Genomic DNA, 12,824 nt, shown 5'->3' with positions numbered 1-12,824 from the left:
CAAGTTTCTCTGTGCTGCCGCTCGACTTGCATGTGTTAGGCCTGCCGCCAGCGTTCAATCTGAGCCATGATCAAACTCTTCAATTAAAAGTTTTTTGAAGCTTGCGCTTCGGCTCAATGAATACTGATAAGTTTCTAGTCCCTAGAAGCTAGTTCCTAGAAAACTTGAATTGACTGTGCTCGATACCGAAGTATCAAATTGGTCACTCAGTTCATTGATAAATCTTTTGGATTATCATCAACGAGTGCCCACACAGATTGATAGGTTTATATTGTTAAAGAGCTTGCTTTTTGAGAAGCTTTTCTCTCGAAGCGGAGGTGCATTCTAGCGAGTTAATTTGAAGAGTCAAACACTTTTTCAAATTTCTTTTTTAGAAGCTTTACCCTCTTACTGCACTGCTGAAGCCTTGTGGCGTCTGCGGTGTCAGTGGATGCGCATTATAGGGAACGCTTTTTCCTTGGCAAGTGAAAAATAGCTTTTTTATCGCAATTAACGTTCAACCGGTCAGTCTTTAACCCAATTGAGCATTTACCAAACAAAATAAGGGGCTTGGCCCCTTATTTTGTCATTTACTCGTATAGCTTTATCTATTGATGAGCGATGATCTGCTCATTACTGACCACCAATTGAATTTTCTTATCTGGCAACACTTGGCCAGAAAGAATGGATTTTGCTAACGGGTTTTCGACACTTTGCTGAATCGCACGTTTTAGTGGTCTCGCACCATAAACCGGGTCGAAGCCAACTTGTGCGATCAATTCCAGCGCTTTTTCTGACACTTCCAATAAGTAGCCTTTTTCTTCCATCCGTTTAGCCAATCGACCGAGTTGAATGGAGGCGATAGATTTAATGTGCTCTTTGCCCAAAGGATGGAACACCACGCTTTCATCTATCCGGTTTAAAAACTCCGGACGGAAATGTTTGCCGACAACATCCATCACCTGCTCTTTAATACCTTGGTAATCGAGCATGGCGAAGTTTTCTTGAATTCGGGTTGAACCCAAATTCGAGGTCATAATCACAACCGTGTTTCTAAAATCGACCGTACGACCCTGTCCATCTGTTAATCGCCCATCATCCAGTACTTGCAACAAGATGTTGAAAACGTCGGGATGCGCTTTTTCGACTTCATCAAGAAGGATGACAGAATACGGCTTACGACGCACCGCTTCCGTCAGATAGCCGCCTTCCTCATAACCAACGTAGCCTGGAGGTGCGCCGACCAATCTCGCCACAGAGTGCTTCTCCATGAACTCCGACATATCAATGCGCACCATGGCGTCTTCGCTGTCGAACATGAAGCTCGCGAGCGTTTTGCACAATTCGGTTTTACCGACCCCAGTTGGTCCCAAGAAGAGGAAGGAACCAATTGGTTTGTTCGGATCGGACAAACCAGCGCGGCTACGACGAATGGCATTCGACACCACTTCTACCGCCTCTTTTTGTCCAATGACGCGATTGTGCAGAACCTCTTCCATATGCAGCAGTTTTTCTTTCTCCGCTTCCAGCATTTTTGACACAGGAATACCGGTCTGCTTAGAAAGCACTTCTGCGATTTCGTTGTCGGTAACCTTATTTCTTAATAACGTCATCTCCTGCATTTCGGCTTGCGTGGCTAGATCAAGTTGCTTCTCGAGCTCAGGAATACGGCCGTATTGCAGTTCTGACATGCGGCTTAGATCCCCAGCGCGGCGAGCAAACTCCATATCCATGCGCGCCTGATCGAGTGCCGTTTTGATATGTTGAGTGCCCGACAAGGCGGCTTTTTCTGCATTCCAGATCTCCTCTAGTTCTGCAAACTCACGCTCTTTTTCGTTCAACTCTTCATTGAGCGAGCGTAGGCGCTTTTCACTCGCTTCATCATGCTCATTGCTAAGCGCCTGTTGTTCAATTTTCAACTGAATGATCTTGCGCTCTAGTTTATCCAGTGCTTCTGGTTTGGAGTCGATCTGCATACGAATACTGGACGCCGCTTCATCGATCAAATCAATCGCTTTATCCGGCAACTGTCTGTCTGAAACGTAGCGATGGGACAAACTGGCTGCCGCCACGATCGCAGGATCGGTAATCTCGACATGGTGGTGCAGTTCGTAACGCTCTTTCAAACCACGCAGAATTGCAATGGTATCTTCCACGCTTGGCTCATCAACCAGCACTTTTTGGAAGCGGCGCTCAAGTGCCGGATCTTTCTCGATATACTGACGATACTCATCGAGTGTTGTCGCACCCACACAATGTAACTCACCACGCGCCAATGCGGGTTTGAGCATGTTGCCCGCATCCATGGAACCTTCGCCTTTACCCGCGCCGACCATGGTATGCAACTCATCAATAAAGAGGATGATATTGCCCTCTTCTTTAGAGAGCTCGTTCAAGACCGATTTGAGGCGCTCTTCAAACTCACCACGATATTTCGCACCGGCAACCAACGCACCCATATCGAGTGACAGCACGCGGCGACCACGCAGCCCTTCAGGAACTTCATTATTAATAATACGCTGCGCTAATCCTTCGACTATCGCAGTTTTACCGACACCGGGCTCACCAATGATCACCGGGTTATTTTTGGTACGGCGCTGCAATACTTGAATGGTGCGGCGAATTTCATCGTCGCGGCCAATGACCGGATCAAGTTTGCCCTGCTCCGCTCGCTCGGTAAGATCGATGGTAAATTTTTCAAGTGCTTGGCGCAGCTCTTCTGCGTTCGGATCATTGACTTTCTGACCGCCGCGAATTTGTTCAATTGCTTGGCTCACTTTTTGCTCTGTGAGCCCCAGCTCTTTAAGTAATTGACCTAACGGACCTCTGTCTTCAAGAGCGGCCAGCAGGAAAACTTCCGACGAGATGTAACTGTCTTGGCGCTTCTGCGCAATTTTGTCACAGAGATTGAACATGGTGCCCATCGATGAGGACAGCTGTACATCACCACCAATGCCACTGACTTTCGGCAGGCGATCCAACATTTCACTGAGCTTGGAACGTAGATGCGTGACATCCACATTTAAGATGGTCAGCAGCGGTCTGATTGGGCTGCCATTTTGATCGAGCAGCGCCACCATAAGATGAACGGGTTCGATGTATTGATGATCGCGCCCTAACGCCAATGATTGTGCATCAGAGATAGCGATTTGAAACTTACTGGTAAATCGATCAAGACGCATACCTACCTTCCCTCAACTGAAATGAATGGTTTAATCAGTATGAAAGATGGATACGTGCTCGACGTTTTTCAAGGGGGGACTAAAGCGGATGTCGCACAAATTATGCTGTTATTCTTCCATCCAGATAAAGCTGGCCTGACGGCCAGTAACGCCATCACGGCGGTAGGAAAAGAACTGGCCCGAATTACTGTAGGTGCACATCTGCGATGAAAAGACTTGCCCAACACCTGCACGGTTCAAACGCTGAGTCGCGAGCAAAAATATATCAGCAAGCCACTTTCCACTTTTCTCTTGTGCCACAAAAGCTTTAGCAGCTTGTGGATCAAAGTCGGCGAATGCCTGACGGACATCATCGCCCACCTCAAATGCCAAAGGACCAATCGCTGGGCCAAGCCAAACCATGACTTCACCACAAAACTTGTCGAGCGCGTTTTCCACGATGCCCGCAGAAAGGCCACGCCATCCCGCATGCACTGCTGCAACTTGGGTGCCTTGTGTGTTGGTGATTAGCAGCGGCAAACAATCCGCCGTCATCGCACTGCACACCACTCCGACGGTTTGGGTAAATAGCCCGTCGGCATCCAACACTTGATCTGTCGGAGTCGATACCTCTACCACTCGTGTTGAGTGGGTTTGATTCAACCACACTGGCGCGCTTGGCATTTGCGCCTTTTGGGCTAACCAAAGGCGATTTTCCCTAACTAGGTGAAGCTCGTCCCCGACATGCGCGCCCAAGTTTAGGCTCGTATACGGAGCATGCGAAAAACCGCCTTCACGCGTTGACGCAAAGGCTTTGATATTTTTCGGAGCTGGCCAGCTAGGGAGAATCATGGTTGATCAGTAGACGTCCGGTAAGCCATGTTCTTGAGTATCACGGCGTAGTGTTTCGGTTAACTCAACCATATCATTTGGCACAGGAGCATGGAACTCAAGCTCTTCACCAGTGATAGGATGATTAAAGCGCAGCATGACTGCATGCAGTGCTTGACGGTCAAAGCCACGTATCATCTCGACCACATCATCAGACGCGCCAGATGGAATACGCGCGCGCCCACCGTAAGCGATATCGCCAAGCAGTGGATGCTGAACGTAGGCCATATGCACACGGATCTGGTGAGTACGTCCGGTTTCAAGACGTAAACGCAAGCGTGTGTGTTCACGGAAATGCTCCGCCACACGGTAATGTGTTACCGCCGGTTTTCCCATAGGGCTGACTGCCATCAGGGTACGTTTGGTTGAGTGGCGACCAATCGGTTGGTCCACTTTACCGCCTGCGGTCATACGGCCAATAGCGATGGCTTCATACTCACGGGTAATGTCGCGTTTTTGTAGCGCTCGCACGAGGCGTGTTTGCGCCGGGACGGTTTTCGCAACCACCATCAAACCTGTTGTGTCTTTATCCAAACGATGCACGATACCCGCACGAGGCACTTCTGCTATCTCCGGACAATGAAACAGCAGTGCATTGAGCACGGTGCCATCAGGGGTTCCAGCTCCCGGATGAACCACGAAATCACGCGGCTTGTTAATCACTAAGATGTCGTCATCCTCGTAGACAATATCCAGAGGAATATCTTGCGCTTCCCAGCGCTCTTCGTCTTCAAGCTCGGCGAGCACCGTGATCGCTTCGCCGCCCATCACTTTCGTTCTGGGTTTGGTGATCACCTCACCGTTCACTTTTACTTTTCCGTCCAACAACCACTCTTTCAGGCGCGAACGAGAAAAATCGGCGAACAATTCTGCGATAGCCTGATCAAGTCGTTGACCTAATTGGCTATCTTTTACGGTATTTGTTAATTCAATCTGCTGAGCCATATCGAACTTTTTTAAAAACTGTGAGACTAATGCTCACTACTGTGGAAAAATACTTGTTGTTCATTGTATCCGTTACTGACGAGAAAGTAACGGAAGCTTAAGAAATATTTAGAATCAAGGAATCGACTCCTGACATGAGACACCATACTTTATCAGGCCTTTTGGCGGTATCACTGCTGTTTGGATGTTCAAGCAGTGAACAAATTGTCCCTGATGTACCACCAGCCGAGCTGTATTCAGAGGCACAAATTTCTCTTCAAAGTGGTAACTGGCTAACGGCGATTGAGAAACTTGAAGCGCTCGACTCCCGTTATCCGTTTGGTGCTTATTCGGAGCAAGTGCAGCTTGATTTGATTTATGCCTATTATAAGAACGACGACCTCGCCCTAGGGTTAGCGACGATTGCCCGCTTTACGAGGCTTAATCCGACTCATGAGAAAATGGATTGGGTACTTTACATGCGCGGCCTAACCCACATGGCGCAAGATCGCAACTTTATGCATGACCTGTTTAACGTTGAGCGCAGCGATCGCGATCCTGAGCCTGTCAAAGAAGCATTTGATGATTTTAAGAAGCTGCTTGAACGTTATCCTGACAGCCCATACGCCCAAGATGCACAAAAACGCCTATTTGCGCTGAAAAATCGTTTAGCCGAGTATGACCTTGCGACGGCGGATTATTATTTGCGTCGCGAGGCATGGATTGCAGCGATTAATCGCTGCCAAGAGTTGCAGAAAACCTATCCAGACACCACTGCAGCGAGAAAATCTTTGTCAATTCAACTTAAAGCCTACCAACAATTGGGACTAGAAGATGCGGTTGCGAGAACGAAAGAGCTGATGCGCCTCAATCCACTCTAATACGCCTCTTTTAATGATTCCGTTTACAAACGCAAAAACGCCGCTGAGAAATTCAGCGGCATTTTTTCATTCTTTCTTTCCTACGGGTGGCGATCACATTTTTCACTTGGTGAAATTTTGACTACAGATTTTACTTAGGCAGTAAAATACCCCTGAAAAATGGTTTAATTTCAGCCAACTACTCGAGTCAATCTACTGCTTTCCAAACGAATCTCAAGCTTTTTCATGAGAAAAATCGACAAGCCTTGCTTAAGATCACATTCTGTTTAGCCACTTAAAACACCATAATAAATAATGATCTTGGTCACATTTTTTTTAGTTCAAAGTCGTAATCTGGAGTCAACCCATGAGGGATACCACAGAGGAAAGCATCTATGAAAGTAAACATCACTGGTAAAAACATTGACATCACCTCTGCTATCCGCACTCACATTGAGAGCAAATTTAAGAAGCTAGAAAAATGGCAAGCGGACATCATCAGTTGCCAAGCCACCTTTAGCGAAGAACCGAACAAACAGAAAAAATTTGAGGCCGTGATTAAGGTTCCTAAAGGTCAACTTATCGCTTCAGCGGTTAACGACGATTTGTATGCTGCCATTAATGAAGTGGAGCAAAAACTGGAAAGACAGCTAAACAAACTGCAGCACAAATCCGAAGCGCGTCGCGCCGAAAAACCTGAGTTGGTTGAAGAAGAAGACGAATAAAACGAATTCATTTTGTGAAAGGAAGTAGCGCCGAGAGGCGCTATTTTTTTGCTTGACGCTCTACGCCTGCTTGCTTATTGTGTGGTTAAACGTAACCAAGAAAGATATTTATGCAATTCAATCTACTGTTTATTTTTGACTTCTTTTTCCTCCCCTAACCGCCGGAGGCAAAGCCGTTTGTGAAAGAAAAGTCAAAAACAAACAGAAAGCCTCCCAACTCGGGGGGCTTTTTTATAAGGAATACCACGATGACTGACCAGCCAATCTCACTTGAAGAGATCCGTCTGCGCTTAAATGACCTCGACGACCAATTGCTTAGCCTCCTCTCGGAGCGCCGTAAACTCAGTATTGAGGTGGCGAAAAGCAAAGTGGAAACCTCAAAACCCGTGAGAGATGCCAGCCGAGAGCAGCAATTACTGGTTAAGCTGATCACCAATGGACGAGAAAAATATCAGCTTGATGCTCAATATATTACCAAGCTGTTTCATACCATCATTGAAGACTCGGTACTGCTGCAACAATCTTATCTACAGAATCTGTTGAATCCAGAGCAAAGTCGCAAACCACTCGCGCGCGTCGCCTTTCTGGGTGCAAAAGGCTCTTATTCACACTTGGCCAGTCGAGAATATTTTAGCCGTAAGAACACGGAACTGATTGAGCTCAACTGTGAACATTTCAAAGAGGTGACACAAACGGTTGAATCCGGTCATGCTGATTTCGGCGTTCTGCCGATTGAAAACACCAGCTCAGGTTCGATCAACGAGGTGTATGATCTGCTGCAACACACCACACTCTATATTGTTGGTGAATTAACCCAACCAATTGAACACTGTTTGGTGGCTACCAAAGAGCTGCGACTTGAACAGATCAAAGTACTTTACTCACACCCACAACCACATCAGCAATGCAGTGAGTTTCTCAGTCGTCTTAAAGGGGTCACACTCGAATCTTGTGCCAGCACTGCCGATGCGATGAAGAAAGTGCAAGAGCTGAATCGTGATGATGTGGCCGCTATTGGCAATGCTTCCAGTGGCAAGCTGTATGGCCTGCAAGCTATCCAAGGCAACATCGCGAACCAAACAGAGAACCACACGCGTTTTATCGTGGTTGCGCGTAAGCCAGTAGAAGTCTCAGCACAAATCCCAGCGAAAACAACCCTGATTATGTCGACGTCGCAAAAGGCAGGCTCGCTAGTCGAAACCTTGCTGGTGTTGCAACGCTACGGCATCAATATGACTAAGCTGGAGTCGCGTCCTATTATGGGCAACCCTTGGGAAGAGATGTTCTATGTGGACTTAGAAGCGCACCTAGATTCCGAAGGTATGCAGCTTGCGCTCAATGAGCTCACCAAGCTGACGAAACACTTGAAAGTACTTGGCTGCTATCCGAGTGAAAATGTCAAACCGACCCAAGTCAAGCTAGCCTGACAGTAGAAAATGAACCACGGTGAGTAAAAAGATCATGGCAACTCAAAAAGTGATTATCGCGTCACTCAACCCTGCTAAGCTCAGTGCGGTTGAAAGTGCCTTTCAACAAGCCTTTCCACAGCGCAGTTTTACCTTCAGTGGTGTAAGCGTCCCCAGCGAGGTGGCAGATCAACCGATGAGCGATGAAGAAACCCATTTGGGCGCGCTCAATCGGGTGAAAAATGCCAAACAAGCGGTCAGTGATGGCGACTATTATGTGGGCTTGGAAGCGGGCATTGAGGGTGATGTGACCTTTGCCTGGATGGTAATTGAATCGAACACTCAGCGCGGCGAATCGCGCTCGGCCAGTTTAATGCTGCCCCCTGCGGTGCTGGCAAAGCTTGCCGATACCAATGAGCTTGGCGATGTGATGGACGAGGTGTTTGGCACCGACAACATCAAGCAAAAAGGAGGTGCAATCAGCTTGCTGACGCAAAACCTTCTCACGCGCAGTTCGGTTTATCACCAGGCTTTGATTCTGGCCTTAATCCCTTTTACCAATCCACAACATTTCCCGGCCAATTTGGCAAGCGAGGATTAAAAAAGGCGGATTATCCGCCTTTTTTATTGGCCTCCAGCAAGGTCATCAGCATCGCTTTCTCTTCATCAGAGCGCGCTTTAAGTTCGTTAGAACCACGGGTAATTGTCGCCACGCCAACGCCCAGCAGTTGACTGATCTGACGCTGAGAAAGCTCGCCTCTCAACAACTCACGCACAATGTTCACCCGAGAAAGCAACGCTTCTCTTTCATCCGGGGTCATCAACATGGTCAGCAACATCTCATGCTGCCCCTGTTCGACACTGTGTTTAACCAGTTCAATGATTTGCTGCCAGTCTGAATACTCGGGTTGTTGCGACATTCTCTACCTACTTCAATACTTGGTTTCGAGCTCATGCTGATTGAGAAACGCCCCATCAACACCCAAAATATCCCGATAGTAGTTCTCAAACATCAGAATATTTTGCACGTAGCCACGGGTCTCTTTAAACGGAATCGCTTCGATAAAGGCGTACGCATCCAACTTTCCGCCCGTGCGCTCCCGCCAGCTATTTACTCGGTTAGGTCCGGCATTATAAGCCGCAAACGCAAAAATTCGATTATTATCGTACTGCTCAAGGAGCCCATTCAAATAGTGGCTACCAATTTCGATGTTTTTCCCCACCTGATATAGCTCGTCCTCTCCGGTGTAACTCAGTTGATATTTCTTCGCCGTGTAGCGCGCCGTTGAGGGCATGATCTGCATGATGCCGCGCGCACCGACTGGCGATCTCGCTTCCACATCCATCGCGCTCTCTTGCCTTGCCAGCGACATCAAGGTGATCGGATCAATATTGTGTTTATTGGCGTAAAAATTAAACCACCAGCGATGCGCTACGGGAAAACGCACTTCCACATTGTCCCACATTTTGGCAGAAATACTGGCGGTAACGGTTAAATGGTACCAACGCTTGGAAGCGGCGTACACGGCAAGCATCGCTTGAGTGTCATCGTCAGTACGCGAGAGTAAGTAACGCCACTCGCTCTTCGCTGCGGCAATTTTATCCAGTGCGATCAACTCTTCGATCCGCTGTAGCGATGTTCGAAAAGGGGCGATCCGTTCGCTCTCCAGTTTTAAGGTCGTGACGGGGTATTCAATCGACTGCCCGACCTCTTGGGCTGCCGCCACGCTGTAAAAATTGCGCTGCCCGAGCAGTGACTCTAAACGCTGTTTGCCTTGCGTTACTTTGCCAAGCGCGATGTCGCTACGCCCCAACCAATATTGCCAACGAAGCGATTGGCGATGTTCGTCATCCAAACGTAAAATCCACTGCCGCACGCCCGCCCAATCGGCCTCTTGTATCGCTAAGCGCACGCGCCTTTCCATCAATGTCTGCCGTGATGACTGGGCTAACGTCTTGTCTCGCCACGCCGCTAGTTTCTCATCGTCCGTATTGATCAAGCGAAATGCCACATACTCTGCCAATTCTTGCGCTTGTGGCTTGGGTATTTTTTGCGCTTTGACCACATCGCTCAAGACAGCTTGTGCCTCGACCACATCCTTGCGGGCTAGTTTTTTAAACGCGTGCACCGCTTGCATACGGTTAAAATCGTTGGCTTTGCTTTTTTTGGCAAATTCAGCAACCGATTCAGGTTGGGTAAATAACGCTTTCATCTGCTGCGCTTGCTTCTGCGCCTTAGCACTCTGTGGCAACTTCATCAGGTAAGTCATCAAGTTGCCATTTTTCTCTTCAAAGGCCAGTAACATGCGCTGCAAGATGAGTTCATCACTGCGAAGCCCGGCTTGCTCCCAAACGGTAAACAGGTGGTCACACTCATCCGCTACCCCTTGACCGCTCAACCATAGCCGTTTGGCTGCGGCAAAGGCCTTATCTCGCGCCCCTTGCTGGTAATGCGCATAGTAGTAAATGCACTGATAACTCTCTCCACTAGGCTCTTGGCGTTGAAAGGTCAGGACATTTTTCCAATCCTGCGCTTGATAAAGCGCATCAAGATAAGGTGCACGAATACGCCCAGAGAATGGATAATCCTCTGATTGGGCAATAAAACGTTCCACCTCGGCTGGCGCTTTGTCTTTCAGTTGCAGCAAAAAGACACGGTAATCGAGATAAGCGGTTAAGGCATAACTGTCCAATTGCGGACGCAACTTGGCAAACTCGTCTAGATCTTTGTTGTCTAGACTTTGTTGCGCTTGTTGATACATTTCTCTCTGCTTTTCCAAGCTCGCGATATCAGCGGCGCTCACCGTTACTCCAGTCAGCCCACACAAAAGACCCACCCAAGCTCGACAGGGTTTGGGCAGTCTTAAAAAATTCAGTCTCATTAGAGTCATATCCTCTGACGTTTTGTCGTCACTTCTAAATTCCCGATCTTAAGCCCTCTTGCTTTTATAAGGTGCAAGCAACGATATGCATCTATTTACTCTTATTCATTACACCTTTGTAAAGATGACAGATGTAAATAATAGTGATTTCATTTTAATGAAACACTGTTAGAGGGGAAACTCACTTAACCAACACCTGACAGACCATCGTCAGTCAGATTGCGCTTTGATTCAAGGCGACTAAAATCACCTTCGACAGTAACAAACGGGCGTCAGTTGATATAAAATGGCGCCCTTACGTGGATTTTAATCTTAGGAACGATCGGCAATGGCTGAATACGTATATACCATGTCGCGGGTGAGCAAAATCGTGCCACCTAAGCGTCAAATTCTGAAAGACATTTCTCTTAGCTTCTTCCCAGGCGCAAAAATCGGTGTCTTGGGTCTAAACGGTTCTGGTAAATCTACCCTGCTACGCATCATGGCAGGCATCGACACCGATATTGACGGTGAAGCACGTCCTCAGCCGGGGTTGAAAGTTGGCTATCTGCCACAGGAACCTGTGCTGGACGAGAGCAAAACCGTACGTGAAGTGGTCGAAGAAGCGGTTGGTGATGTCGCTGGCGCGCTGAAACGTTTGGATGAGGTTTATGCGGCCTACGCTGATCCGGATGCAGATTTTGATGCACTGGCCAAAGAGCAAGGCGAATTGGAAGCATTGATCCAAGCCAAAGACGGTCACAACCTCGACAACGCGCTGGAGCGTGCAGCAGATGCACTGCGCCTGCCAGAATGGGATCAAAAAATTGCCCACTTGTCGGGTGGTGAACGTCGTCGCGTTGCGATTTGTCGCCTGTTGCTAGAAAAACCAGACATGTTGCTGCTCGACGAACCGACCAACCACTTGGACGCAGAGTCAGTGGCTTGGCTAGAGCGCTTCTTGGTTGATTACTCCGGTACCGTAGTGGCCATCACCCACGACCGTTACTTCCTAGATAACGCCGCTGGCTGGATTCTGGAACTGGACCGTGGTGAAGGTATTCCTTGGCAAGGCAACTACACCTCTTGGCTAGAGCAGAAGGATGCGCGTCTGCAACAAGAAGCGTCTCAAGAAAAAGCGCGCCAAAAGACCATTGAGAAAGAGCTGGAATGGGTTCGCCAAAATCCAAAAGGCCGTCAGGCGAAGTCAAAAGCGCGTATGGCTCGTTTTGAAGAGCTACAAAGCACTGATCATCAAAAGCGTAATGAGACCAACGAGCTCTTCATTCCGCCAGGTGAGCGCTTAGGTGACAAAGTCATTGAAGTGAAGAATCTGACCAAATCGTTTGACGGTCGCGTGTTGATCGACAATCTTTCTTTCAGCATTCCTAAAGGCGCCATCGTCGGCATCATTGGTGCTAACGGCGCGGGTAAATCGACACTGTTCAAGATGCTCAGCGGTGTTGAGCAACCCGATTCCGGCACCATCGAAATGGGTGATACAGTGAAACTGGCGTCGGTTGATCAGTTCCGTGATTCGATGAACGACAAAAACACCGTGTTCAAAGAGATCTCCGAAGGCGCTGATATCATCAAGATCAATAACTTTGAAATCCAAGCGCGCGCCTACTGCTCTCGCTTCAACTTCAAAGGCGTCGATCAACAGAAGGTCATCGGTGAGCTATCAGGAGGTGAGCGCAACCGCGTGCACTTGGCGAAGCTGCTAAAAGCAGGCGGCAACGTTCTGCTACTCGACGAACCGACCAACGATCTCGATGTTGAAACACTGCGTGCGTTGGAAGAAGCGTTGCTTGAGTTCCCAGGCTGTGCCATGGTGATCTCGCACGACCGTTGGTTCCTTGACCGTATCGCCACGCACATCATTGATTACCGTGATGAAGGTCAGGTCAACTTCTACGAAGGCAACTATACTGAGTACATGGAGTGGCTGAAAAAGACCCTCGGTCCAGCGGCAGCAGAGCCTCATCGTATCAAATACAAGCGTATTACCAAATAA

The 12,824-nt window shown here is 48.3% G+C and carries 10 protein-coding genes, 1 rRNA gene and 1 other annotated feature; of the genes, 5 read left to right on the top strand and 6 right to left on the bottom strand.

What is annotated here, in order from left to right; genetic code table 11:
- The 4 genes from UF06_RS08005 to rluD all read right to left on the bottom strand — a co-directional run.
- A 16S ribosomal RNA gene (locus UF06_RS08005) occupies positions 1 to 86 on the bottom strand; the annotation flags it as partial.
- Positions 87 to 587: 501 nt separating this feature from the next.
- On the bottom strand, positions 588 to 3,161 hold the full coding sequence (clpB, locus tag UF06_RS08000) for an ATP-dependent chaperone ClpB (RefSeq protein WP_045569970.1): 2,574 nt from the start codon (positions 3,159 to 3,161) through the stop codon (positions 588 to 590).
- A 108-nt stretch (positions 3,162 to 3,269) separates the two neighbouring features.
- Positions 3,270 to 3,992 (bottom strand): peptidoglycan editing factor PgeF, encoded by a 723-nt coding sequence (pgeF, locus tag UF06_RS07995; RefSeq protein WP_045569969.1) that lies wholly within the window; start codon positions 3,990 to 3,992, stop codon positions 3,270 to 3,272.
- 6 nt (positions 3,993 to 3,998) lie between these two features.
- Positions 3,999 to 4,976, bottom strand: a complete 978-nt coding sequence (gene rluD, locus UF06_RS07990) for a 23S rRNA pseudouridine(1911/1915/1917) synthase RluD (RefSeq protein ID WP_045569968.1) — start codon at positions 4,974 to 4,976, stop codon at positions 3,999 to 4,001.
- A gap of 134 nt (positions 4,977 to 5,110) precedes the next feature.
- Here rluD and UF06_RS07985 point away from each other — a divergent pair, with 134 nt between their 5' ends.
- From UF06_RS07985 to yjjX, 4 genes are all read left to right on the top strand, one after another.
- Positions 5,111 to 5,836, top strand: a complete 726-nt coding sequence (locus tag UF06_RS07985) for an outer membrane protein assembly factor BamD (RefSeq protein ID WP_045569967.1) — start codon at positions 5,111 to 5,113, stop codon at positions 5,834 to 5,836.
- A gap of 374 nt (positions 5,837 to 6,210) precedes the next feature.
- Positions 6,211 to 6,540: a ribosome-associated translation inhibitor RaiA gene (gene raiA / locus UF06_RS07980; RefSeq protein ID WP_039424214.1), complete on the top strand. Its 330-nt coding sequence runs from the start codon at positions 6,211 to 6,213 to the stop codon at positions 6,538 to 6,540.
- Between the two features lie 114 nt (positions 6,541 to 6,654).
- Positions 6,655 to 6,776: a sequence feature (Phe leader region), on the top strand.
- Positions 6,777 to 6,788: 12 nt separating this feature from the next.
- A complete protein-coding gene (gene pheA, locus UF06_RS07975; RefSeq protein WP_045569966.1) occupies positions 6,789 to 7,967 on the top strand; it encodes a prephenate dehydratase in 1,179 nt (392 codons plus the stop codon).
- A 34-nt stretch (positions 7,968 to 8,001) separates the two neighbouring features.
- A complete protein-coding gene (gene yjjX / locus UF06_RS07970; protein ID WP_045569979.1) occupies positions 8,002 to 8,547 on the top strand; it encodes an inosine/xanthosine triphosphatase in 546 nt (181 codons plus the stop codon).
- A 10-nt stretch (positions 8,548 to 8,557) separates the two neighbouring features.
- On the opposite strand, the gene trpR is transcribed toward yjjX, so the two are convergent.
- Complete coding sequence (trpR, locus tag UF06_RS07965) at positions 8,558 to 8,866, bottom strand: trp operon repressor (protein ID WP_045569965.1); 309 nt, start codon at positions 8,864 to 8,866, stop codon at positions 8,558 to 8,560.
- 12 nt (positions 8,867 to 8,878) lie between these two features.
- A complete protein-coding gene (gene sltY, locus UF06_RS07960) occupies positions 8,879 to 10,828 on the bottom strand; it encodes a murein transglycosylase (protein ID WP_226972246.1) in 1,950 nt (649 codons plus the stop codon).
- A gap of 328 nt (positions 10,829 to 11,156) precedes the next feature.
- Here sltY and ettA point away from each other — a divergent pair, with 328 nt between their 5' ends.
- Positions 11,157 to 12,824, top strand: coding sequence for an energy-dependent translational throttle protein EttA (gene ettA, locus UF06_RS07955; RefSeq protein ID WP_045569963.1), 1,668 nt, complete (start codon positions 11,157 to 11,159; stop codon positions 12,822 to 12,824).

This window comes from Vibrio sp. S234-5 (assembly GCF_000960595.1).
GTDB lineage: Bacteria > Pseudomonadota > Gammaproteobacteria > Enterobacterales > Vibrionaceae > Vibrio.
Note: the sequence above shows the minus strand (reverse complement) of the source record. Positions and strands in the feature narration are given on the sequence as shown.